This is a genomic window from Brachybacterium aquaticum (assembly GCF_014204755.1).
Lineage (GTDB): Bacteria > Actinomycetota > Actinomycetes > Actinomycetales > Dermabacteraceae > Brachybacterium > Brachybacterium aquaticum.
In genome coordinates this window covers 1,195,531-1,218,083 of record NZ_JACHLZ010000001.1, presented here as the reverse complement: position 1 = coordinate 1,218,083, position 22,553 = coordinate 1,195,531, and the positions used below count along the sequence as shown (strand labels likewise).

At 72.1% G+C, this 22,553-nt stretch carries 20 protein-coding genes; 8 read left to right on the top strand and 12 right to left on the bottom strand.

Annotated features, from left to right (window positions below; all coding sequences use genetic code 11):
- The first annotated feature begins 9 nt into the window (after positions 1-9).
- Positions 10-627, top strand: a complete 618-nt coding sequence (locus HNR70_RS05445; RefSeq protein WP_184324756.1) for a LysE/ArgO family amino acid transporter — start codon at positions 10-12, stop codon at positions 625-627.
- Between the two features lie 43 nt (positions 628-670).
- Here HNR70_RS05445 and HNR70_RS05440 read toward each other — a convergent pair whose 3' ends face one another.
- Entirely contained in the window at positions 671-2,005 is a 1,335-nt protein-coding gene (locus HNR70_RS05440) for a hypothetical protein (RefSeq protein WP_312857574.1), read from the bottom strand.
- Between the two features lie 43 nt (positions 2,006-2,048).
- Positions 2,049-3,752 carry a cation:proton antiporter gene (locus HNR70_RS05435; RefSeq protein WP_184324755.1) on the bottom strand — a complete coding sequence of 568 codons (1,704 nt, stop codon included), beginning with the start codon at positions 3,750-3,752 and terminating at the stop codon, positions 2,049-2,051.
- 525 nt (positions 3,753-4,277) lie between these two features.
- On the opposite strand from HNR70_RS05435, the gene HNR70_RS05430 reads away from it, so the two are divergent.
- Together HNR70_RS05430 and HNR70_RS05425 are read left to right on the top strand one after the other, a co-directional pair.
- Positions 4,278-4,805 carry an HNH endonuclease gene (locus HNR70_RS05430; RefSeq protein ID WP_184324754.1) on the top strand — a complete coding sequence of 176 codons (528 nt, stop codon included), beginning with the start codon at positions 4,278-4,280 and terminating at the stop codon, positions 4,803-4,805.
- 86 nt (positions 4,806-4,891) lie between these two features.
- Positions 4,892-6,436 carry a UDP-N-acetylglucosamine 1-carboxyvinyltransferase gene (locus tag HNR70_RS05425; protein WP_184324753.1) on the top strand — a complete coding sequence of 515 codons (1,545 nt, stop codon included), beginning with the start codon at positions 4,892-4,894 and terminating at the stop codon, positions 6,434-6,436.
- Here HNR70_RS05425 and HNR70_RS05420 read toward each other — a convergent pair.
- Positions 6,370-8,367: an FAD/NAD(P)-binding protein gene (locus HNR70_RS05420; protein ID WP_184324752.1), complete on the bottom strand. Its 1,998-nt coding sequence runs from the start codon at positions 8,365-8,367 to the stop codon at positions 6,370-6,372. The genes HNR70_RS05425 and HNR70_RS05420 overlap by 67 nt on opposite strands.
- An 81-nt stretch (positions 8,368-8,448) precedes the next feature.
- On the opposite strand from HNR70_RS05420, the gene HNR70_RS05415 reads away from it, so the two are divergent.
- Entirely contained in the window at positions 8,449-9,978 is a 1,530-nt protein-coding gene (locus HNR70_RS05415; protein ID WP_312857573.1) for a DUF1846 domain-containing protein, read from the top strand.
- 229 nt (positions 9,979-10,207) lie between these two features.
- Positions 10,208-11,041 carry a hypothetical protein gene (locus HNR70_RS05410; protein WP_184324751.1) on the top strand — a complete coding sequence of 278 codons (834 nt, stop codon included), beginning with the start codon at positions 10,208-10,210 and terminating at the stop codon, positions 11,039-11,041.
- 21 nt (positions 11,042-11,062) lie between these two features.
- On the opposite strand, the gene HNR70_RS05405 is transcribed toward HNR70_RS05410, so the two are convergent.
- From HNR70_RS05405 to HNR70_RS05385, 5 genes are all read right to left on the bottom strand, one after another.
- Complete coding sequence (locus tag HNR70_RS05405; RefSeq protein WP_184324750.1) at positions 11,063-12,367, bottom strand: hypothetical protein; 1,305 nt, start codon at positions 12,365-12,367, stop codon at positions 11,063-11,065.
- A 154-nt stretch (positions 12,368-12,521) separates the two neighbouring features.
- A complete protein-coding gene (locus tag HNR70_RS15820) occupies positions 12,522-13,172 on the bottom strand; it encodes an Ltp family lipoprotein (protein ID WP_312857572.1) in 651 nt (216 codons plus the stop codon).
- A 93-nt stretch (positions 13,173-13,265) separates the two neighbouring features.
- Positions 13,266-13,454: a hypothetical protein gene (locus HNR70_RS15815; protein ID WP_184324749.1), complete on the bottom strand. Its 189-nt coding sequence runs from the start codon at positions 13,452-13,454 to the stop codon at positions 13,266-13,268.
- 317 nt (positions 13,455-13,771) lie between these two features.
- Positions 13,772-14,119, bottom strand: coding sequence for a hypothetical protein (locus HNR70_RS05390; protein ID WP_184324748.1), 348 nt, complete (start codon positions 14,117-14,119; stop codon positions 13,772-13,774).
- Positions 14,116-15,372 (bottom strand): ATP/GTP-binding protein, encoded by a 1,257-nt coding sequence (locus HNR70_RS05385; RefSeq protein WP_184324747.1) that lies wholly within the window; start codon positions 15,370-15,372, stop codon positions 14,116-14,118. The genes HNR70_RS05390 and HNR70_RS05385 overlap by 4 nt, the downstream gene beginning before the upstream one ends.
- Before the next feature lie 95 nt (positions 15,373-15,467).
- Here HNR70_RS05385 and HNR70_RS05380 point away from each other — a divergent pair, with 95 nt between their 5' ends.
- The gene (locus tag HNR70_RS05380; protein WP_184324746.1) at positions 15,468-17,117 is read left to right on the top strand and encodes an NERD domain-containing protein; all 1,650 of its coding nucleotides are present in this window, start codon (positions 15,468-15,470) and stop codon (positions 17,115-17,117) included.
- A gap of 30 nt (positions 17,118-17,147) precedes the next feature.
- Here HNR70_RS05380 and HNR70_RS05375 read toward each other — a convergent pair whose 3' ends face one another.
- The 4 genes from HNR70_RS05375 to HNR70_RS15810 all read right to left on the bottom strand — a co-directional run bounded on the left by HNR70_RS05375 (position 17,148) and on the right by HNR70_RS15810 (position 19,698).
- Positions 17,148-17,651, bottom strand: coding sequence for a nuclear transport factor 2 family protein (locus tag HNR70_RS05375; protein WP_184324745.1), 504 nt, complete (start codon positions 17,649-17,651; stop codon positions 17,148-17,150).
- A 58-nt stretch (positions 17,652-17,709) separates the two neighbouring features.
- On the bottom strand, positions 17,710-18,546 hold the full coding sequence (locus tag HNR70_RS05370) for an SDR family oxidoreductase (RefSeq protein ID WP_184324744.1): 837 nt from the start codon (positions 18,544-18,546) through the stop codon (positions 17,710-17,712).
- 175 nt (positions 18,547-18,721) lie between these two features.
- Positions 18,722-19,081: a hypothetical protein gene (locus HNR70_RS05365; RefSeq protein ID WP_184324743.1), complete on the bottom strand. Its 360-nt coding sequence runs from the start codon at positions 19,079-19,081 to the stop codon at positions 18,722-18,724.
- 17 nt (positions 19,082-19,098) lie between these two features.
- Positions 19,099-19,698, bottom strand: a complete 600-nt coding sequence (locus HNR70_RS15810; protein ID WP_246375155.1) for a TM2 domain-containing protein — start codon at positions 19,696-19,698, stop codon at positions 19,099-19,101.
- Positions 19,699-20,411: 713 nt separating this feature from the next.
- On the opposite strand from HNR70_RS15810, the gene recQ reads away from it, so the two are divergent.
- A complete protein-coding gene (gene recQ / locus HNR70_RS05355) occupies positions 20,412-22,313 on the top strand; it encodes a DNA helicase RecQ (RefSeq protein WP_184324742.1) in 1,902 nt (633 codons plus the stop codon).
- 29 nt (positions 22,314-22,342) lie between these two features.
- On the top strand, positions 22,343-22,540 hold the full coding sequence (locus HNR70_RS05350; RefSeq protein ID WP_184324741.1) for a hypothetical protein: 198 nt from the start codon (positions 22,343-22,345) through the stop codon (positions 22,538-22,540).
- Positions 22,541-22,553 lie beyond the last annotated feature (13 nt).

Genomic DNA, 22,553 nt, shown 5'->3' with positions numbered 1-22,553 from the left:
GTCGTCTCCGTGCCTCCTGCTCTCCACGGCCTCCTCTCCGGTCTCGCCCTGATCGTCGCCATCGGCGCCCAGAACGTCTTCGTGCTCCGTCAGGGGCTGCGGCGCGAGCACGTGCTCGCCGTGGTGGCGGTGTGCACCCTCTCGGACATGGTGCTGATCGCGGCAGGTGCAGCGGGGGCGGGCGCCGTGATCAGCGGCTCGCCGCTGCTCGTGACGCTCGCCCGGTGGGGAGGCGCCGCGTTCCTCCTCGTCTACGCGGCCGGTGCCGCGAGGCGGGCCCTGCGCGGCGGCGAGTCGCTCGATACGGCCGGAACCCCGGGCGGCAGCGCTGCGCGGGATGGCGGACTGCGCGCCACGGTCCTCACCGCGCTGGCGCTGACCTGGCTGAACCCGCACGTCTACCTCGACACGGTGCTGCTGCTGGGCACCATGGCCTCGACCCACGGCACGCTCGCCTGGCAGTTCGCGCTCGGCGCCATGGCGGGCAGCACGGTGTGGTTCACGGCGCTGGGGCTCGGGGCGCGGCGCCTGGGCGGGGTCCTCGGCAGCGCGCGGTCCTGGCGGGTGCTGGACGGGGCGATCGCGCTGGTGATGGTGCTGATCGCGGTGTCGCTGCTGCGCGGTTGATCTCTGTGGGTGAACTCTGCGGGTGAGCTGTGCGGGTGAGGTCTCAGCCGTCTCGGCGCAGCAGTCCGACCAGGGCGAGGGTCACCGCGGAGCTGCCGCGGTAGACGCCGTTCGCCTCCTCGAGCAGCCCGCAGTGCTGGAGGTCCTCGAGGTCGTGGAGCACCCGGAACATCCGTCCCATCGCGGCGCCGTCGGGATCGCCGGTGAGCGGGTCGTGGGGCACGGCGATGGAGGTGCCGGGCCCGTCGCGTCGGGGCGGGAACTCCAGCCCGCCCTGCCCGCACGCGACCAGCAGCGCCGCCGCCGTGTCGGGCATGCCGCGGAACCCGCCGTCCTCGGGGTCCCGAGCCTCGCGTCCCAGCAGCGCCGCGGTGATCACCGCATGGCCGAACTCGACGAAGTCCTCGGGATCCGCCTCGCGCGACACGGCGGGCACGGGGCCGGTCGCGGCGCGCACGGTCGAGCCGATGAGCTCGAGCCAGCCTCCGTCCAGGAGGGTCACCCACACGCCCGCGAGCTCGGGGCGGTCCCAGAGGCTGCGCGCACCGGGCTCGAGATCCAGCAGGGAGCACAGCGCAGCGGTGTCATCCCGTCCGAGTGCGCCCGTGGCGGTGGCCCGTCGGCCGTCCCCCACGAAGTCGAGCACGATCCCGGCACGCTCCACGAGCGCGCACTGCGCGTAGGGGCGCACGTCCTGCGGGCCGGTCAGCTCGCCGAGCGGCGCACCGTCGTCCTCGAGCGGGGGCAGGAACCAGGGCCAGGCGGGGTCCTGGTCCTCGGCGGCCTCGACCTCGCGCTGCGCCCGGGCGGAGGCGGGGTCGAAGGGGGTCGAGGGCGCGGGCAGGCGCCCGGTGTCCGACAGGGCGATCCGCTCGCCGTCGGGCAGGGAGTTGACCCAGTGCATGTAGTCGGCGAGCGCGTCCTCGTCCTCGAGGTCGACGCCGAGGGCGAGGCCATGGCCGAGGATGTTGGTGGAGTACGAGCGACGGGTGGGGTCGTCGGCCGCCTCGAGGGCCGCGAACTCGAGCTCGTGGAGCATCGACGGCGCCGATTCGGCGGGCATGCCGTCCTCGTCCCAGCGCCCGCTCTCGTGCAGGTAGTGGAAGAAGTGGCGCAGGGCGGGGACCATGTCCATCACCTGCTCGCGCAGCTGGACGACCGTGCGGGGCACCACCTCGGTGACGAGCTCGCGGGCCAGGTCCTCGGTCCACAGCCCCACCTCGGGGCTGTCCAGCCGCTCGGCCTTCAGTCGCAGGAGCGTCTCCAGGGTGCGGACCTCGTCGACGACCGGGGCGTCGGGATCCACCGCGAGTCGCCAGGTGCCGTAGTCGGACAGCACCTGCTCGCGCTCCCTGATCTCCTGCCGCTCGTCCCTCACCACTCCAGCATGACGGTCCGGGCCGCCGGATTCCAGGACCGGCTCACAGTCCGTCGCGCCGGAGTGCCCGGGAGTCGAGCATCTTCTGCGCCCGACCGATGGTCCGGGAGTCGTAGGCGCCGAGCGAGCGGGCCTCGTCCAGGGCGTCCTGCTGCACCTCGGCGAGCAGCTGGGCGAGCTCGGGGACCTGCCCGGCCCGCGGGTCCGCGGTCCCGTCGGCCTCGAGCGCGGTGGTGGTGCGCGCGAAGGTGCGCCGCGCGGCCTCGAGGACCTCGTCGTCGAAGCGGCTCCCGTCGCGGCGGCGCAGGTCGGGGTTGTCGAGCACCTGTCCCACGGCCGCCTCGCTCATCTCCCCCAGCAGCAGCGACAGCTCGCGCCGGCGCGTGTCCTCGGTGGTGCCGCGGATGCCGAGCACGCGGATGAGCAGCGGCAGGGTCCCGCCCTGCAGGACCAGGGTGACCAGGGCGACGACGAAGGCGAGCAGGATCAGCTGGGAGCGGTAGGGGAAGTCCAGCGGCAGGGACTGGGCGGCGGCGAGGGTGACCACGCCGCGCATCCCGGTCCAGGCGAGCACGGCGCCGCCGCGCCAGCCCAGGCCGTTGCCGGCGTAGAAGCGGGCGTCGGCCTGGTGGCGCTGGAGCCAGCGCTCGATCTTCACGCCCCGGGGGTGGGTCCGCAGCCGCTCGTCGGCGGTGACGTGCTCGAGGATCTCCTCGAAGCGCCGCGCCTTCTCCTCGTGCCCGCTGCGCCGCTTCCGGGCGGCGAGCACCACCGGGACGATGAACACCGCCCGGATCGCGGTGAGCGCGACGACCATGAGCAGACCGAGCCACAGCGAGGTGGTGACCGACAGGCCCGCCCCTTCGACGTCCGCGACGAGGGTGCGCAGCTGCAGACCCATCAGCAGGAACACCCCGTTCTCGAGGAGCAGCTGGATGGTCAGCCAGTTGGTGCGCTCGGCGGTGCGGTCCTGCACGCTGAGCCTCCGCACGCCGCCGGCACCGGTGACCAGGCCAGCGGCGACCACGGACAGGACCCCGGAGGCGCCGGCGACCTCGGCGGGCAGGTAGGCGATGAACGGGACCACGAAGGAGATCGCGGTGGTCAGCGCCGGCTGGTCGATGTGGGAGCGGACCCGCAGCGCCACCATGCCCACGACCGCGCCGATCACGGCGGCGACCGCGACCGCATAGGCGAAGTCCCCGGCGGCCTGCCAGAAGGAGAACGCCCCGGCGGTCGCAGCGACGGCGGTGCGCAGCAGCACGAGGGCGGTCGCGTCGTTGACGAGCCCTTCGCCCTCGAGAATCGTCAGAAGCCGCGGCGGCAGGCCCAGGCGCTTGCCGATGGAGGTGGCGGCCACGGCGTCGGGCGGGCTGATCACGGCGCCGACGGCGATCGCCGCGGGCAGGCCGAGGTCCGGCAGCAGCCACCACAGCAGCACGCCGGTGCCCACCGCGGAGACCAGCACCAGCACCACGGACAGCGCACCGATCGTGCGCAGGTCGCGGCGGAAGTCGACCACGGGCATGTTCACCGCGGCCGAGTACAGCAGCGGCGGCAGCACGACGGCGAGGATCAGCTCGGGGTCGGGGGCGACGGGCGGCAGCCCGGGGATGAGGCTCAGCCCGAGCCCGAGCAGCACGAGCACGATGGGGGTCGCGACGCCCAGCTTCCCGGCGAAGTAGGAGGCGCCGACGATGATCAGCACCGCCAGCACCGCCACCAGCTCGAGCTCCTCCAGCCCCATTCCGCCTCCTGCGTTCGTCTCCGCACGGCTCCGCGCGTCTCCGCACGTCCGAGATTCGATCGTAGGCCCACCGGTCGGTCGGTCCGGGGCGGCGCGAGGGCGGGCGGGGTGGAGGTCCTGTGAGAGCGCGTCGTTCCCCCGCCGGCCGCGAAGGCTTCACCGGACGTTCGAAGGAAAAACGTTGCCGCGCGCGGGGCGGGGCGGCACCCTGGTCGTGGCGGCATGGGCCCGGGCATCCTGCTCACCGCGTGCCCGCCGTCGACCACGACCACCAACGCAGCCCGGGAGGAGGAGCTCATGGACCCGATGCGCAGCGCTCATCAGTGGCGCGCCCGAATGCCGCATCGACCGACCGACGGGTCGGCCGGCGCGCTCCTCCTGCCCGCGTCCGCGGCCTGAGGCCCCCGGGAGGAGGAGCGCCATGCACAGCCGCCGCCCCGCCCTCCCCACCCCGTCCCTCTCCGTCCGCTCCGCTCGTCGCCCCTCTCCGGGCGTCGTCCCGTCGGCCGACGGGGGTGAGCGGTGATGCCCCAGGTGAGGGTCTACAACCTCGGCTACGACCCGGACACCGGGATCGGGGAGCTGCTGCACACCACGACCGTCCGCCATGCCTTCGGGATGATCCGCCGCGAGGTCGCGATCCCCGTGGAGCTGACGATGCTCGACGAGAGGATCGTGCCCACCGCCCTCGAGCTCACCCGCGAGCTGAGCGGCGCCTGGGTCGAGGGGGCAGGCCGTCGCTCGGTCGGGTTCTCGTTCCGCGCGGTGCACGAGCGGGACCACTGGACCTGCGCCTACTGCGGGCGCAGCGTCTCGCGCACCCCCGCCTGCGAGGCGCTGCTGGCGACCGTCGATCACATCCAGCCGGTCTCCCGCGGTGGGATGTCCTCGTGGACGAACCTGGTCTCGGCGTGCAAGGAGTGCAACAACCGCAAGGCGGACCGCACCCCGGTCGAGGCGGGGATGCCGCTGCGCTTCGAGCCCTATGACCCGGCTCTCTCCTACCGGGTGGGCGGGCACGTCGAGGACCTCCCCATCCTGGTCAGCGCGTGAGTGCGGTGAGGGCCACGCTGGCAACGTGACCATCACCGCACCGCGCCTCACCTGCAGATATCTCATGTGTGAGTTACGGTCTGCCCATGACTTCGACGACGGAGACCTCTGACTTCCTCCCCCGGATCGGTGCGCTCGTGCGCGACGCCCGTCAGCACTCGGGACTGACCCAGGCGGAGCTCGCCGCGCAGCTCGGCACGAGCCAGAGCGCGGTCAACCGCATCGAGAAGGGCCACCAGAACCTGACCCTGGAGATGATCTCCCGCATCGGCCAGGCGCTGGACTCCGAGCTGGTGGGCATGGGCACCTCCGGCCCGAGCCACCTGCGCGTGCACGGGGAGACCACCCTGTCCGGCGCGATCGACGTGAAGTCCTCGAAGAACGCGGGCGTCGCGCTGCTGTGCGCCTCGCTGCTGAACACCGGCACCACGGTGCTGCGCAAGGTGGCGCGCATCGAGGAGGTCAACCGCCTGCTCGAGGTGCTCACCTCCATCGGTGTGAAGGCCCGCTGGATGAACGAGGACAACGACCTCGAGCTGCAGGTCCCCGAGGTCCTGAACCTCACCACGATCGACGAGGCCGCCGCCCGCCGCACCCGCTCGATCATCATGTTCCTCGGCCCGCTGCTGCACCGCGCCGGGAAGTTCCAGCTCCCCTACGCCGGCGGCTGCGACCTCGGCACCCGCACCGTCGAGCCGCATATGACGGCGCTGCGCCACTTCGGACTCCAGGTCGTCGCGACCGACCACAACTACCAGGCCACCACCGAGGCGGGCGTCGGCCCGCGCCGCCCGATCGTGCTCACCGAGCGCGGCGACACCGTCACCGAGAACGCCCTGCTCGCCGCGGCGCTCCACGACGGCGAGACCGTGATCCGCAACGCCAGCCCCAACTACATGGTCCAGGACCTGTGCTTCTTCCTCGAGAAGCTGGGCGTGCGGATCGAGGGCATCGGCACCACGACCCTTACCGTGCACGGCACCACCGCGATCGCGACCGACGTGGATTACGCGCCGAGCGAGGACCCGATCGAGGCGATGAGCCTGATCTCCGCGGCGATCGTGACCCGCTCGAGAATCACGGTGCGCCGGGTGCCGATCGAGTTCATGGAGATCGAGCTGGCGATCCTCGAGGAGATGGGGCTGCGCTACGACCGCTCCGAGGAGTACCCGGCGGAGAACGGCCGCACCCGCCTGGTGGACATCACTACCCACCCCTCGGACCTCAAGGCGCCGACGGACAAGATCCACCCCATGCCCTTCCCGGGCCTGAACATCGACAACCTCCCGTTCTTCGCCGTGATCGCGGCGACCGCGGAGGGCCAGACCATGCTGCACGACTGGGTCTACGAGAACCGCGCGATCTACCTCACCGAGCTCACGAAGCTCGGCGCCAACGTGAAGCTGATGGACCCGCACCGGGTGCTCATCGAGGGCCCGACCCGCTGGAGCGGTGCGGAGCTCGTGTGCCCGCCGGCCCTGCGACCGGCCGTGGTGATCCTGCTGGCGATGCTCGCGGCGAAGGGCACCTCGGTGCTGCGCAACATCTACGTGATCAACCGCGGCTACGAGGACCTGGCCGAGCGGCTGAACGGACTCGGCGCGCAGATCGAGACGTTCCGGGACATCTGAGCCCGGGCGACAATCTGCCGCGCGGCGACGTCGGCCCCCGCGAGAAGCGGGGAGGGGACGCCGGGGGTCGCGCCGATGGCGGAGCCGGGCTGGGTGCTCGCCGCCGGGATGCCGAGCACGACGACCGACGGATCGATGCTCCCGTCGGCGGCGACGAGGTTGAACCCGCCGCGGGCGTCCTCGGAGCGCTCGGCGAGGCTGGTCTCCAGGCTGTGGGTGGGCACGGCGTCGACCGTGTGGATCCGGGCGCGCCCTGAGTCCAGGAGGGCGCGCAGCAGCGGGTCGTCGGTGTCCGTGACCCGCCCCTTCGACATGCGGGTCTCGAGCAGCACCCGGGCGTCGACGACCTCGCCGGTGAGCGGGGAGGAGGCGCGGAGGAGTCCGCGGTCCTCGTCGGCCGTGATCGTCATCCCGGGGCCGAGCAGGCGGATCACCCCGGCCTCGAGCAGCGCGAGGACCAGCCGGGCGCGGTCCGCGGGCGGGCCGGAGGCGAGGGCGAGGGAGTCGCCGTCGAACCAGCCGAGCACTTCCCGGGCCAGCGACTGCCCGGAGAACGCTCCGCGGGCGGTGAGGCGCCACACCTTCCGACGCAGCGCTCCCATCGCCCCGTTGACCGCGGCGCGCGGGTGACGCCAGGGGTCGGACATCGAGCCCAGCTCGTCCTTCACCAGTCGCCGCACCAGGCGCGCCCAGTCCTCGGCCGAGACCGGCTCCCCGTGGGTGGGACGGTGCAGCTCCTCGAGCGTCCAGGCCCAGGCGTCCTCGCCGATCGCGGCCTCGAGCACCTCGTCGACCTCCTCGACGGTCTCCGCGGCATCCAGGCCGGCCAGCCAGTCGCCGCACACCGCCGAGGGCTCGAGCTCCGTGAGCGCTTCGAGGTACACGCGGGCGAACTCGCGCCCGAGCACAGGCCACACCTCCTCGGCGAAGTCGACGTCGGCCCGCTCGGCGAGGGCGTCGAACCACTCGTCCACCGCCCAGCGGGGCGCGAACGGACGCACGGACCGGCCGCCATCGGGCTTCGCGCGATACGGGACACCGCGCCGGGAGCCGGCGACGAGAACCGGCTCGCGGCCGCTCGGCACGTAGCGCAGCCGTCCGCGCGCGTCCCCCGGGACGGGCTCGAAGGTGCCGCCCCATTCGGCGACGAGCTGACCGATCACATCGAAGAAGTTCGCGCCGAGGCCGCGCACGAGCACCGTCTCCCCGGCGGGAAGCCCGCTGTAGTCGCGCTCGGCGGGCATCCCGGGCTCCGCATAGCGCAGGCCGTGGCGGGCGGCGAACTCGACGAGGCGCTGCACCTCGGGGCTGCGCCGGGCCTGGACCATCCCCTGGGCGAGGACGACGGTGGGAGCGGCGAGCCGTCGGCCGTCCTCGAGGACGACGGCGGTGAGCGCGTCCGTGCTCTCGAAGTCGATGCGCTCGAGGTCGACGACGCGGCCGACGACCTCGGTGAGCTCCACCCCGCCGGTCGCGATCGCGGCATCGAGCTGGTCGCGGAAGTACGCGCCTTGGAGCCGGCGGCTGGGGAAGGTGGCGCCGGTGAGCTCCGAGACCTCCTCGATCACCCAGTCCCCGGCGGGATGGCTCCCGTCGGCCCGCACCCGCCGGGCCCAGTCCACGAGGTCGGGCCCGGGCGCGGGCGGGCCGCTCATGCGGGTCGAGCCGTCGGGGTGGACGGTGGTCGCATCGGCCTGGGTGTTGTTGAGGTACTGCGCTGGCTGGTCGGTGCGCCAGGTCGCGCCGGGGCCGACGGCGACGGCGTCGAGGATCGCAAGGCGCAGCGGCGCAGCATCCTCGGCGCGCAGCCGGGCGACGGTGCGCAGCACGGTGGCGACGCCGCGGGGCCCGCCGCCCACGATCACCCCCTCGAAGTGCTCGGCGTCGATGAGCTCGGCGTCGATGGTCTCAGGAGGCGTCTCGGCAGGCATGCCTCGAGCGTAGGCGGGACCTCGGACACAGCGCCTCCTGCGTGTCACGCTCCGTCATCCCGGCGGTGCTACGTTGCCGTGGTGACCGTCCAGGATCCCCGCCCCGGCTCCCCGTCCCCCCGACCCGCGATCGGTTTCGACCGCGAGCGGTACATCGAGCTCCAGTCGCGGCACATCCAGCATCGCCGCGAGGAGATCGGCGGGAAGCTGTACCTGGAGATGGGCGGGAAGCTCTTCGACGACCACCACGCCTCGCGGGTGCTGCCGGGCTTCACCCCGGACAACAAGATCGCGATGCTCGAGCGGCTGAAGGGCGAGCTGGAGATCCTGGTGTGCCTGAACGCCAAGGACCTGCAGCGCCAGAAGGTCCGCGCCGATCTCGGGATCCCCTACGAGGACGACGTGCTGCGCCTGATCGACGTGTTCCGCGAGCGCGGCTTCCTGGTCGAGAACGTGGTGCTGACCCAGCTCGAGGAGGGCAACCACGTCGCCCACGCCTTCGTGGAGCGCCTGCAGCGGCTGGGCCTGAAGGTGGCCCGCCACGGCGTGATCCCCGGGTACCCGCAGGACACCGCCCGGATCGTCTCGGAGAAGGGCTTCGGCGCCAACGAGTACTCGCAGACCAGCCGCGACCTGATCGTGGTGACCGCACCGGGCCCGGGCTCGGGCAAGCTCGCCACCTGCCTCTCGCAGATCTACCACGACCACCAGCGCGGGATCGCGGCGGGCTACGCGAAGTTCGAGACCTTCCCGATCTGGGACCTGCCGATCGAGCACCCGGTGAACCTCGCGTACGAGGCAGCGACCGCGGATCTGGACGATGTGAACCTCATCGACCCCTTCCACCTCGCCGCCTACGGCGAGCAGGTCACCAGCTACAACCGCGACGTCGAGGTGTTCCCGCTGCTGCGCACGCTGCTGGAGCGCCTGACCGGGTCGTCCCCCTACTCCTCCCCCACCGACATGGGGGTGAACCTCGCCGGCTCCTGCATCGTGGACGACGAGGCGTGCCGCGAGGCGGCGCGGCAGGAGATCATCCGCCGCTACTACCGGGCAGTGATGCACGAGCGGATCAACGACGAGGACGACGAGGTCTCCCAGCGCGTGGCGATGGTGATGTCCCGCGCGGGCTGCACGACCGAGAACCGGGCCGTGGTGGCGCCGGCGCTCGCGGTCGAGGCCCGCACGGGCGAGCCCGGTGCGGCGATCCAGCTGGCCGACGGGACCGTGATCACCGGGCGCACCTCGGCGCTGCTGGGCTGCTCGGCGGCGATGCTCCTTAACGCGCTGAAGCATCTGGCGGGTCTCCCGGACGAGGTCCAGCTGCTCTCCCCTGACTCGATCGAGCCGATCCAGACCCTGAAGACGGAGCACCTCGGCTCCCGCAATCCGCGTCTGCACACCGACGAGGTGCTGATCGCGCTGTCGGTCTCCGCATCGAGTGACGAGAACGCCCGCCGTGCGGTGGACCAGCTGCGCCGGCTCGCGGGCTGCGACGTGCACACCACCACGATCCTCGGCACCGTGGACGAGGGCATCTTCCGCAGTCTCGGCATCGAGGTCACCTCCGAGCCGCGCTTCCTGCGCCGCGCGCTCTACCACAAGCGCTGATCCCCCAGGACAGGCGCTGAGGGCTATCGCACGGACGGAACCTCCACCACTCCTGCACAGTTCCGGCCCGGCGGGCCATTGCGCCGCCGCGCCTCTGCAGGCGACGATGTGCTCGCCCTCACAGTCGGGCCGTCCGGTGGGGAACCCGGACGCCGCGAGGGGGCGGCGCGCGGGGGTCGCGCGCCTCAGGTCGATCCGCCATGCCGGGTCCATGCCACAGGGGTTCATCATGCGATACATCCGACGCACGTTCGCCGCGCTCGCGGCTCCGGCTCTGGTCCTGGGGCTCTCCGCCTGCTCCGGTGGCGGGGGCGAGGAGGGGCCGACGGACGCCGCGCCCAGCTCCTCGTCGGTCGCCGAGGAGCCGACGGAGGAGCCGAGCGACCAGCCGACAGAGGATTCGAGCGACGAGCCGACGGAGGAGCCGACCAGCGACAGCACGACGGAGGAACCGACGGAGGACGGCACCGCATCCGAGGACGACTCCGACAGCGAGGACGACTCCGACAGCGAGGACGACTCCGACTCGGACACCAGCGGCGGCACCACGGTCCAGGGGCTCTGGGTGGACGACTCCTGGACGATCGAGGAGCGGGACGACGACGTCTGCGCCTTCGCGATCGACGCCTCGATCTTCTCCGAGAGCGACGAGGTGTTCTCGTGCGGCGCGAACGCCGACAGCGCGATCGCCTGCGCGCTCGAGGAGGGCGAGCAGGTCCTGTGCATCACGAACGTGCGCGACCGGGTCGCGGTCCGCTTCCCTTCGCCCACGGCCACGTCGACCGAGCTGCCGATCGCGCGCAGCCAGGATCCGACGCCGATCGAGGTGGTCCTCCCGGACGACGTCTCCTGCACCACCACGATGCACGACAACGCGAACGGGCAGCCCGAGGGGATGTTCAGCTGGTACGAGTGCGAGGACGGCTCGCTGCTGCTGTCCAGCACCGACATCGCCGGCACCTTCGACCGCGATGACCTCTGGACGACCCAGCGCTCCCACGACGGCGGGGACCCGGAGGCGACTGCGGTGCGGGTCGCGAGCTTCGCCGATCCCGCCGCCTGAGCCGGCGGGCCGGGTGGGCGATCAGGGGGTCGTCGCCGCGCGGCGCACCTCGGCCCAGCCCTCCCGGCCCGCTCGCTCCGCCTGGAGGAAGGCACCGCTGCCGGGGTCGTAGGGAAGGTGCCGGGGGCCGATCTCGCGGAACAGCGGCCCGGCGCTGCGGATCCGCATCCCGCCCGGCCAGCTGTCCATCGCCGTCTCCAGGCGATGGTTCATCCGGTTGCCGAGGTCGTGGTCGCGGAACGGTGGTGCCGCCTCGCGGGAGATCACCAGCGTGTGCCCACCGTGGATCTCGAGCCGCTCGATGTCCTCCCAGGGCACGAGGCCCTGTCCGTGGAGCCGGTCGTCCCATCCGCGGGCGGTCGCCTCCGCGAGGAGTGCCGAGCGTCCGCCCCGCCCTGCCGGCGCGGGTAGGCCGCCGCGGACCACTCGGACGACGCGCGGCACGAGGATCACCAGCGCGATCACCGGTGCCCAGCCGAGCACCGCCAGGATCCACCAGGGCGCCTGACCGGATCCCACGGCGAAGACCATGGCTCCGAGCAGGAGAGCACACACAAGGCTCGCCCACGCGAACACCGCGAGCGACGCCAGGGTCTCTGTCCACCGCCGTCCGTGAGCGGCCGGGTCCTCGGACCATTCCCTCGGCAGGGCGAGCGCCCGCACCTCGCCGGCGTCGGGCGAGAAGCCGACCTTCGTCCATCGCGCGACGGCCTCGCGGGCGCCCGCCCGCCAGCGGACCCGCTCGCCGAGCTGCTCGGCACCGGGCGCTTCGAGGGAGCGGGCGACGCGGTCGTCGGTGCCGACGGGCCCGACAGCAGCCCAGGGGATGGTGGCGACCTCGGCGCCCTTCGGATCCAGGAGCTGCAGCCCCACCGGGGAGACGGCGACCTGGCCTGCGCGTCCCACAAAGCGACGACTGAGCTTCGGCAGCGCGGTGGCCAGGCAGAGCGCGACGAGGGTCGCGGCCAGCGCGGGGAGGATCAGCAGGTCCCGGTCCAGCAGCGACGGCAGCATCAGCAGGCCGACGACGAGCACTCCGAGCGCGATCCAGGAGAGCACCCGTGCCGCACCGCGCGGCCGGGCGGCGACGACCACTTCCCCGTGTTCGAGCCGTCGCGGTTCGTGCACGTCCCGGACGAATCCGCGGAGCGTCACCGCCCAGATCACGGTGCCGAGGAGCAGGAGCACGACGGCGAGACCGAGGCGCCCCGCGAGTCCCATCTCGTCGTCGATGAAGACCGTTCCCAGGCTGAGCAGGAACATGAGCGACACCCCGCCGCGCACCGGCGGCAGCGACAGCAGGAACGTGGCCGTCTGCTGGCTCATCGCCATGGCGCTCCCCCCTCCTCTCAGCGTTCCTGCGCATCCCGACCGTCCCGCAGGCCCGCACAACTCTAGAGCGCCCGACGCCGCAGGGGCGGGGCCGTCAACTCTCGGTGCCGACCCCGCCCCTGCGGGTCATGCGGAGCGCTCAGACAGCTCAGCCGTCGAGGTTCTCCACGGCGTAGTCCGCCTCCTCCTGGGTGAACTTGTCACCGTACTCGGAGGTCAGCTGGTCGCGGATGGCCTCCGGCGACATCTCCAGCTCGTCGCGGTAGACCTTCGCGGACTCGAGGGCGTTCGCATTCCAGTCCGCCTCGATGTTGTCGATCGCGTACTGGGCCTGCTCCTCGGTCCACTGGTCGAACTCCGAGGTGAGCTGGTCGTAGATGCCCTGCTTGGACATGTGCAGGTTCTCCGAGTAGGACTCGGCGGCGCGCACCGCGTTCTCGTTCCAGTCGACGTCGAGGTTGTCGACCGCGTACTGGGCGGCCTCCTCGGAGAACTGGTCGTACTCGGAGGTGAGCTGGTCGTAGATGGCCTGCTTGGACATGTGCATCACGTCCGCGTAGGACTCGGCGCTGTTCAGCGCGGAGGTGTACTCGGCGGGCACGTCACCCTCGGCGGCCGCGGCCTCCTCCTCGGTCGTGGCCTCCTCGGTGGTCGCCTCCTCCTCGGCGGCGACCTCCTCGGTGGTGGCCTCCTCCTCGGCGGGCGCGGCGGTGGTGGTCTCGGAGGAGACCGGGTCCGCGTCGCCGTCGCCGGAGCCGCTGTTGGCCATGATCGCCGTGCAGCCTGCGATGCCGATCACGAACAGGGCGAGGCAGCCGCAGCCGGCCGCGATCAGGCCCTTCTTCTTGCGCTTGGGCTTCTCGGCGGGAGCCTGACCCTGGGGCGCCGGGAACTAGCCCTGCTGTCCGGGGTACTGTCCCTGCGGGGCCTGGTACTGGCCCGGCTGGCCGGGGTACTGGCCCTGCGGCGCGCCGTACTGGGGTGCGGGCGAGCCCTGCGGCGGAACGGGGCCGCCGTTCTGGGGCGCGGGCGACGGATCCGGGGTGCCCGGATCCTGGGACGGAGGAACATTCGTGTTCACGGCGAGACCTTTCGGGGCGCACTGGCGGGGCCTCATGCGGATGCCGAGGCCGAGAGTGGGAGAGCGGCCTGCTGCGGGTGCGTGGGCCCAACGCCGCATCGTTGCGCGGAGAGGGCCGCGGCGGTTGATCAGGGTGCTGACCAGCCGCTTGGGGCTGCATTGAGGAATCTAGGACAGCCGTCCGACAGATGAAGCACCTGTCCAGGAGTTGCCCAGGTGACGCCCAGCACAGCGGCCGGACGGAGCGACGCGCCGGACCCAGCCCGCACGGCGCCAGAAGTCCGCATCGCGGACTTCGCAGTTACCAGAGCGGTCCCTCAGTCCCGCGGTCCGTCCCAGACCTCGGCGTACTGCGCGGCGACTCGAGGCCACACCGCGGCGAGCGCGTCCTCCACGGTCCGCACCTCCTCGCCGCGCAGCACGAACTCGTGCGGGATCACGCGTCCTGCCTCGTCACGTCGGCCCTCGGGGTCGCTCAGGCGCACGGCGGTCAGCCCGTCGGCGCCGGCCCAGCAGCCCTCGTCCCCGTCCTCGTGACCGGCGAAGGCCCGCTCGTAGAGGCCGAGCGGATCCCCGTCGGCCGCCATCCCGTCGGCCGCCCCCCGCCCGACGGGCAGGAACCGGAACCCCCAGCTCCTCCCCCGGGTCGCCCAGAGGAGGATCATCGCCGGCTCCGCAGCCACACGCCGTCCTTCTCGCCGCGCTCGAGCTCGATCTTGAAGCCGCTGAGGATCGCCGCGAGGTTCTGCTTCTTCTCGACCGCCCGCTCATGCACGGCGGCGAGCTTCTCCCCGGCGAGCGAGGCGGCGTCGCTGACCTCGTCGCGCGAGAGCAGGGCGCTGAGGGGGCCGAGCACGGCGGCGATCGCGCCGAGGCGTCCGGGCAGCTTGTGCCTCCCCGCGAACATGGCCACCGCGATCGCGGCGGTGGAGATCTCGCCGGCGTGGCCGAGGAGGTCCTTGGCCACCCGGGCAGGGATCTCCCGCCTGCGCGCCCAGGCGACGTGCCGCTCGAAGGGCAGCATCGCGGCGAGCGGGAGCAGCAGGTCCACGCCGATGCGCTGGGCGACGTCGATGCGTCCGGGCTCGAAGCGGGCGGAGGAGAGCAGCAGGAAGTCCTCGCCCACGGCGAGCGCGTCGTCCCCCTCGACCATCGACTCGATGCTCTCGCGCAGCTGGCCGAGCTCGTCCGCGGCCTTCTCGAGCACGAGCGCGCGGAAGCGGGCGGCGTCCATGTCCGGGTGCAGGTCCGCCTTGGACAGCGCCACCACCCAGATGCGGGGGAACTGCACGAGCTCCTTGCCGTCCACGAGGATGTCGTCCTTCAGGCGCAGCAGCCCGGTGCGCAGGGTGTGGAAGAGGGACTTGAGGTAGCGCTCCTCCTCCCCCGCGGTGTCGGCGAGCTTCTGCCCGTCCACGAGCAGCAGCGCCACGTCGGAGACGAGGAGGTTGCGGAACGCCTCGACGCGCCGCCGCTCCTCCTCGGGGCCGCTGACCGAGCGCTCGAACCACTCGCCGGGGTAGTCGTGCCACACCAGCTGCAGCGCCTCGAAGGGCATCGCCTTGCGCTCGGCGGAGCTCGGGGCGCTCTTGAGCGACAGGGTGAAGCGGTAGGGCTCGGCGCGGAAGCGGTTCCCAGCGGGCACCTCGGCGGAGCTGCCCATGCGGTAGTAGTTCTTCAGCAGCCGGTCGCCCTGGGTGGTGTCGTCGGCGACGAGGTCGTAGAGGCGCCGCCCGGCGCCCGGGTCGGCGCCGCCCGCGTCGGCCGACAGGGCCTCCTGGGAGGCGCCGTAGAACGAGGACAGCAGCACGGTCTTCCCGCTGCCGCTCTCGCCGAACACGGCGATGTGCTGCTCGAGCTTCCTCTGCGCGGAGGGCGTGCGTCGCGCGCGCTGGGGGATCCGGGGTCTCCTGGCCATGCCTCGAGCGTAGGGGACCATGGCCCGCTGGTCCCGAATATCCTGGCCAGAGCCACGCAGCCGTCGCACCGCCGCGCTTCCCGCCGAGGAGTCCCATGCCGCTCTGCCATCCCGCAGCCCCGGAGTTCGCCTCGACCGCCGAGCAGGAGGTGTGGGAGGGCCTGCTCGAGCAGCTGCCGGACGATGCCGTCCTGATCGCCGGGCAGCGGGTCACGGCCGACGGGGAGGAGGTCGAGGCTGACCTGCTCGTGCTGTGGCCGGGTATCGGGATCGCGGTGATCGAGGTGAAGGGCGGCCGGGTCTCGCTGCGGGACGGGCGCTGGTACCAGGCGGACCGCCGCGGGACGCACGAGCTGGCCCGCTCCCCGATCGCGCAGGCGCAGCGCGCCAAGCACCGGATCCTGGAGTACCTGGCCTCCACGTCCTCCCGCCCGGTCGGTCGCGCGGTGCACATGGTGGCCCTGCCCTACACGCAGCTGCCGCCGGACTGGCGCACCCCCGAGGCGTCGCGGCGCCTGGTCCTGGACGCGACCGAGATGTCGCGCCTGGCCGAGGGGATCGTCGGCGCGATGCGCACCCAGACCCGGGACGGCCTGGCACCGCTGGACGCCCAGCAGTGCGCGCACGCGGTGAAGATGCTGCGCCGCAGCCACCGCGCGATCGAGAACCACCAGGTCCTCGCCCGGGAGATCGCCGACGAGGGCAATGCCCTGACCCGTGAGCAGGAGCGGGCGATCGCGCTGCTGCGCTTCCAGCACCGTGCCCAGATCATCGGCGGCGCCGGCTCGGGCAAGACGCATCTGGCGATGATCAAGGCCCGCACCCTCGCCCGGGACGGCTTCCGCACCGCGCTGCTGTGCTACTCGCGGGGCCTCGCCCGCCACTTCCAGCTGCTCTCGGGGACCTGGCCCGAGCAGGAGCGGCCCGCGTTCGTGGGGCTCTTCCACGACCTGCCGGTGCACTGGGGCGCCGAGCCCGAGGACGAGTTCGACGGCCCGGCGGCGACGTACTACGAGGAGCACCTCCCCCGCCGCCTGGCCGAGCTGGCCGCCACGCAGTCGGAGGACGAGCTGTTCGACGCGATCGTGGTGGACGAGGCGCAGGACTTCGCGGACGTGTGGTGGGACGGGCTGCAGCGGTGCCTGCGCGACCCCGAGGAGGGGGTGCTGTTCGTGTTCGCCGATCAGCACCAGACGGTCTTCGACCGCGAGGGCCGCGCCCCGATCACCCTGAATCCCTTCCCGCTGGACGACAACCTGCGCAACACCCGCACGATCGCCCGCACCTTCGCGCCGCTGACCCCGCTGGAGCAGCGCGCCCGGATGGAGGACGGCGCCCCGGTGCGGTACGTCGCCGCCCCGACGGCGGACGCGCTCGCCGCGGCCGACGACGTCGTCGAGCAGCTCATCAGCGAGGGGTGGGCGCCGGGCGACATCGCCCTGCTCGCCACCGGCAGCCGCCACCCGGAGCAGAAGTCGCAGGTCGAGTTCGAGGGCTTCGACGGCTACTGGGACGGGTTCTTCGCCGGCGAGGAGGTGTTCTACGGGCACGTGCTGAACTTCAAGGGGCTCGAGCGCCCGGTGGTGGTGCTCGCGGTCAACGGCTTCGGCGCTGCCGAGCGCGCCCCGCAGCTGCTCTACGTCGGCCTCTCCCGCGCCCGCTCCCTGCTCGTCGTGGTCGGCGACGGCGGGGAGATCTGGGACGCGGGAGGGCCCGAGGTGTGGGAGCGGATCAGCGCGGGATGATCCGCCCCCGCTGTTCAGGGGCCTCGGCGCTCAGCTCTTGTACCAGGAGTCCTTGGTCAGAGTGTGGCGGATGTTCTCGAGGTCGTCCTCGCGCACGGGCACGAGGTCGCGGGTGACGGACTTGAGCGCGAGCGCACGACGGGCGATGCGCCAGCCGTCCTCGGTGCGGACCAGGTCGTCGACGTACATCGCGGTGCCGCGGATGAGGAGGTAGCGGTCCGCCTCCTCGGAGGTCTGCAGCGTGGTCCAGTAGGTCTCGGTGACCGTATGCGCCGTGTCCCCGTCGATCTCGTACCAGGTGTTGCCCAGCAGATGCTGGCCGCCGAGGCGGGTCGCGTCGTTCCCGGAGAGCAGCTCGACGAGGCCGTCGAGGTCCAGCACCTGGTCGCGGTCGAGCAGGGTGATCTGCGCGTCCTTGGTGAAGCCCTTCTCGAGGAAGCGCCATTCGCGCTGGTCGAGGGCGTGGGAGTAGGCGTTGATCGCGTCGTCGATGCCGGCGCGGTCGAGCAGGTCCTGGAGGGTCAGAGCGGGCATGAGGGTGTCCTTCCGGTGATCGGTCTATCGGGCATGGGGTGGGGCTCGGGCGTGGGGCTCAGCCCCATTTGGTGGTGGAGCCCGCGTCGATCGGCAGGTGCACGCCGGTGATATAGCGGGCCTCGTCGGAGGCGAGGAAGAGCACGGCGTTGGCGACGTCGCGCGGGTCGATCCACGGCACGTCCAGCAGCTTGCCCTTCTTGAACGAGTCGACCACGTCCTCCGGTCGGGGGTCCTCGAGGTCGGGGCGGTGCTTGCGCATGAATTCCTTGTTCAGCACCAGTTCGGTGCCGACGGCGGTGGGGTGCGTGGTGTTCACGCGCCCGCCGTAGGGGCCCAGCTCGTGGGCCCAGGTCTCTCCGAGGCCGACGAGGGCGGTCTTCGAGGCCGTGTAGGCCGTCGAGTTGGCGCCTCCGCGGATCCCGGCGGTGGAGGAGGCGAGGATGACGCTCGAGCCGTCCGGGTTCTGCTTGAGGACGGGGAAGACGGCGCGCGCCGTGTTCACCACGCCCGTGAGGTTCACCTCCAGCACCGTCTGCCAGGTCGTCTCGGGCAGGTCCTCGACCGGTGCCTCGGACTGCAGCACACCGGCGTTGGCGAAGAGGATGTCGATACGGCCGAACTCCTCGACGCCCCGTGCCACCGCCGCTTCCAGCGAGGCCTGGTCGGTGACGTCGGCGACCACGGGGAGCAGGGCCGACGGGTCGGGCAGCGCGGCGCGCAGCGCCTCCAGTGCGTCCTGCCGGCGCTCGAGGTCGGCGGCGATCACGCGCGCTCCCTCCTCGATGAGGCGCTCGGCGGTGGCCGCGCCGATGCCACCGGCGGCGCCGGTGATCAGGGCGACCTTCCCCTCGACGCGCCCTGCGGGGCCGGACGGGGTCTCAGTGGTGCTCACTGCTGTCCTCTCGTGGTGCTGGGGAGCGGGACGCGTGCCATCGGACCAGGCCGTTCTCGCTCTGCCGGGCCTTTCTATCGCACCTGCTCGCGGGCCCTCGCACCGGCGTTCACAGGAGGACGCACAAGGGGCCCCGGCGCGTCCGCCGGGGCCCCTGCACGAGCGATCGACCTGTTCAGCCGACCTTCTGGAGGTCCGAGAAGTTGATGATGTAGTCCGGGGAGTCGATCGACATCGCCTCGGTGACGTTGGACGTGTAGTAGCAGGCGTCGTTCGCCTCGTCCCCCGACTTCAGGGTCCCGGAGAACTTCACGGCATCGCCCGGTGCGAGGCCCAGGGCGAGGTCGTACAGCTCGGTGCCCTGCTCGATGAGGGTGTTGTCGCCGATGTCCGAGAAGGCGTTGTTCCAGGTGCCGATCTCGATGTCCTCCTCGATGGCGACCACCACGACGGCCTTGCCCTCACCGTTGGCATCGACGGTCACGACCGTGCCGACCCAGTCGGTCACCTGACCGTCGGGCACGGAGGTGCACATGGCATCGCTGCGGACATTCAGCACATTGGCGCGCTGGAGGTCGGTCTCCGCCGCCTCCGCATCCACGCGGCCCTGGGCGACAGCATCGGACATCGCCTGCTGGCGGCAGGGACGTCCGCCGGTGCCTCAGCGGCGGGAGCGGCCTCCTCCGTTTCCTCCTCGGCGGTCGCCTCGGTGGGAGATGCCGCTGCCTCCTCGGTGGTCTCCTCCTCGGTGGTGGCCTGCCCGCTCGGGGTCGCCGCGGTCTCCGGCTCCTCCGTCGGCTCTTCCTCCGCCACCGCGACGACCTCCTGGCTCGCGGGCGATGCCGAGTCGCTGCCGGAGTCATCGCTGGTCACCGCGACGAAAATCATGCCGAGCATCAGGACGATCGGCGTGAGGATCCACGCGATCTTCTTGTTCTTGTCATACCCCGCCAGGCGCTGGCCGGTCTTGTCACGGCCACCGGTGAAGAGCAGGATCGCGAGGTCGACCAGCGTCCAGATGCCCGCGCCGCCGCAGGTGAGGAGCTTCAGGAGACCGAGTCCGACGAAGCCGCGGTAGAAGCGGTCGACTCCGAGGAAACCGAGGAACAGCGCCAGGAGCCATGTGGCGACGAAGTCCTTCGGCGGCTGCATCGACGGGAATTGCGTCGGCGCGTGCTGCGTCGAAGCGAACTGTGCTGGGGCGGCCTGATATGGCGCTTGCTGGTGCGCACCCTGTCCCTGTTGCGGCGCGGGCGCCCCCTGGGGATATGGCGACTGCTGACCGTACGGCTGCTGGCCATACGGGGCGGCCTGCCCCTGTCCCTGCTGCGGGTACGGCGACGGCGCCGAGTAACCCGGCTGAGCCCCATAGGGAGCGTTCGGGGACGGTGCCCCGTAGGGCGACGCGCCCTGGGCTCCGTACCCCGGAAGCGGCTGCCAGGCACCCTGGTCCTGGCCCTGGGGGCCTGAGACCGGCGGCTGCTCGGGGGATCCGCCATAGGGCGGAGGCTGGGACGACGACCTCGTGGGTCTCCTCGGAGGATCGGGCGCCCTCGGCGGTCCGAAGGAAAAGGGGAGATCGGACGGTCGCAGTGCAGGTCACGACGCGTTCTTCCGATCTCCCCGGATCCTTTCCCGACCCCCTGACATCCGAACGGGACGTTTCGCGGATCGGACAGGGGCCCGGCCGCAAAGCAAGCCCACGACCTGCACGGATGTGCCGCATCACCTCGACGCGAGTGGGTGACCTCACAGGCCCTCACCCCGCCCCCTCTGCGCGATCTCATTCCTCGGACGTCACCCACCGTCCACACCCGCGCGCCCCGCGCGCGCCCGCGTCGGCCGCCCCGCATACAGTGTCGGTCATGAGCTCCGCCCCCGAACCGCTCGCCGACGCCGACCCGATCTCCGCGCTGCGCGAGGGCGACGCGGGCCGCACCGACGAGGCGCTGGCGATCCTCTCGCGCGTCTTCGGCTACGACGCCTTCCGCGGCGACCAGGCCGCGATCATCGACCAGGTCGCGGGCGGCGGCGACGCGGTGGTGCTGATGCCCACCGGCGGCGGGAAGTCGCTGTGCTACCAGATCCCGTCACTGCTGAGGAACGGCACGGGCATCGTCGTCTCCCCGCTCATCGCGCTGATGGCGGACCAGGTCGCGGCGCTGGAGGGCGTGGGCATCCGGGCGGCGTACCTGAACTCCACCCTCGAGCTGCACGAGGCGCAGGCGGTGGAGCAGCAGCTGCTGGCCGGGGAGCTGGACCTGCTGTACATGGCGCCGGAGCGGCTGGTCCTCCCCCGCACGGTGCAGCTGCTGCAGCGGGCGCGGCTGGCCCTGTTCGCGATCGACGAGGCGCACTGCGTGTCCCAGTGGGGGCACGACTTCCGCCCCGACTACCTGGGCCTGTCGATGCTCGCCGAGACCTTCCCGGGCGTGCCGCGGATCGCGCTGACCGCCACGGCGACCGAGGCCACCCACCGCGAGCTCACCGAGCGGCTGCACCTGCAGGGTGCGAAGCACTTCGTCTCGAGCTTCGACCGCCCGAACATCCGCTACCGGATCGAGCCGAAGAACTCCCCGCGCGAGCAGCTGCTGCGCCTGATCACCACCGAGCACGAGGGCGACTCCGGCATCGTCTACTGCCTCTCGCGCAAGAGCGTGGAGACCACCGCCCAGTGGCTCTCCGATCGCGGCATCCCGGCTCTCCCCTATCACGCGGGGCTCGACGCGGCCGTGCGCCAGGACCATCAGGAGCGGTTCCTGCGCGCCGAGGGCCTGATCATCGTCGCGACCATCGCGTTCGGCATGGGCATCGACAAGCCCGACGTGCGCTTCGTCGCCCACCTCGACCTGCCCAAGTCCATCGAGGGCTATTACCAGGAGACCGGCCGCGCCGGGCGCGACGGCCTGCCCTCCACCGCCTGGATGGCCTACGGGCTCGGCGACGTGGTCAGCCAGAGGCGGTTCATCGACGCCGGCGAGGGCGGCGAGCAGTTCAAGCGCAACGCCCGCTCCCACCTGGACGCGATGCTCGCCCTGTGCGAGACGGTCTCGTGCCGGCGCGTCCAGCTGCTGCGGTACTTCGGCCAGGACCTCGGTGCCGAGAACTGCGGCAACTGCGACATCTGCCTCAGCCCGCCCACCACCTGGGACGCGACCGTCCCCGCGCAGAAGCTGCTCTCGGCCTTGATCCGCCTGGACCGCGAGCGCGGGCAGAAGTTCGGCTCCGGGCAGGTGATCGAGGTGCTGCTCGGGCGCGAGAACGAGCGCTCCACCCAGTACCGGCACGAGGAGCTCAGCGTGTGGGGCATCGGTCAGGAGCTCACCGAGAAGCAGTGGCGCAGCACCCTGCGCCAGCTGCTGGCCCGCGGGATCGTCGAGGCCGAGGGCGACTACGGCGTGCTGGTCCCCGGCCCGCACGCCGGTCCCGTGCTGCGCGGCGAGGTCACCGTCGAGCTCGCCGAGGACCGCACCCCGCAGCGCGCGGCGCGTGGAGCAGGCCGACGCCCCGGCGGCGCCTCCCGCGCCGCCGAGTCCCTCGAGCCCGCCCAGCGCGAGCGCTTCGAGGCCCTGCGGGCCTGGCGCACCTCGGTCGCCAAGGAGAAGCAGATCCCGCCGTACATGGTCTTCTCCGACGCGACGCTGGTCGGCATCGTCGAGACCTCCCCGCAGAGCGTCTCCGCGCTCGGCACCGTCAGCGGTGTGGGCGCGAAGAAGCTCGCCGAGTACGGTGAGGACCTGCTGGAGGCGCTGCACGCCGCGGAGTGAGCGGACCTCCACCGCCGGAGGGAGCAGCCATGGCCGAGGGAGCCCGCAGTCCGGAGGAGCCGCCGTCGGAGCCCGCTGAGGGTCCCGCGCACTTCGTCCCACCCCCGGCCGAGCCCGTGTCCGGGCCGGAGGCACGGCGGAACCTCATCCTCGCCGTGCTCCTGAACGGCTTCGGCTGCGTGCTCGTGCTGCTGGGGCTCGTGATCGCGGTGATCAGCAGCCGGTGATCAGCACCCCGCG

What these genes read in the sequence shown, in the direction of transcription:
- HNR70_RS05435 (WP_184324755.1), bottom strand. Translation starts at nt 3,752, where the DNA reads ATGGGGCTGGAGGAGCTCGAGCTGGTGGCGGTGCTGGCGGTGCTGATC.
- HNR70_RS05430 (WP_184324754.1), top strand. Translation starts at nt 4,278, where the DNA reads ATGCCCCAGGTGAGGGTCTACAACCTCGGCTACGACCCGGACACCGGG.
- HNR70_RS05425 (WP_184324753.1), top strand. Translation starts at nt 4,892, where the DNA reads ATGACTTCGACGACGGAGACCTCTGACTTCCTCCCCCGGATCGGTGCG.
- HNR70_RS05420 (WP_184324752.1), bottom strand. Translation starts at nt 8,367, where the DNA reads ATGCCTGCCGAGACGCCTCCTGAGACCATCGACGCCGAGCTCATCGAC.
- HNR70_RS05410 (WP_184324751.1), top strand. Translation starts at nt 10,208, where the DNA reads ATGCGATACATCCGACGCACGTTCGCCGCGCTCGCGGCTCCGGCTCTG.
- HNR70_RS05405 (WP_184324750.1), bottom strand. Translation starts at nt 12,367, where the DNA reads ATGAGCCAGCAGACGGCCACGTTCCTGCTGTCGCTGCCGCCGGTGCGC.
- HNR70_RS05390 (WP_184324748.1), bottom strand. Translation starts at nt 14,119, where the DNA reads ATGATCCTCCTCTGGGCGACCCGGGGGAGGAGCTGGGGGTTCCGGTTC.
- HNR70_RS05385 (WP_184324747.1), bottom strand. Translation starts at nt 15,372, where the DNA reads ATGGCCAGGAGACCCCGGATCCCCCAGCGCGCGCGACGCACGCCCTCC.
- HNR70_RS05380 (WP_184324746.1), top strand. Translation starts at nt 15,468, where the DNA reads ATGCCGCTCTGCCATCCCGCAGCCCCGGAGTTCGCCTCGACCGCCGAG.
- HNR70_RS05375 (WP_184324745.1), bottom strand. Translation starts at nt 17,651, where the DNA reads ATGCCCGCTCTGACCCTCCAGGACCTGCTCGACCGCGCCGGCATCGAC.
- HNR70_RS05365 (WP_184324743.1), bottom strand. Translation starts at nt 19,081, where the DNA reads ATGTGCACCTCCGTGCCCGACGGTCAGGTGACCGACTGGGTCGGCACG.
- HNR70_RS15810 (WP_246375155.1), bottom strand. Translation starts at nt 19,698, where the DNA reads ATGCAGCCGCCGAAGGACTTCGTCGCCACATGGCTCCTGGCGCTGTTC.
- recQ (WP_184324742.1), top strand. Translation starts at nt 20,412, where the DNA reads ATGAGCTCCGCCCCCGAACCGCTCGCCGACGCCGACCCGATCTCCGCG.
- HNR70_RS05350 (WP_184324741.1), top strand. Translation starts at nt 22,343, where the DNA reads ATGGCCGAGGGAGCCCGCAGTCCGGAGGAGCCGCCGTCGGAGCCCGCT.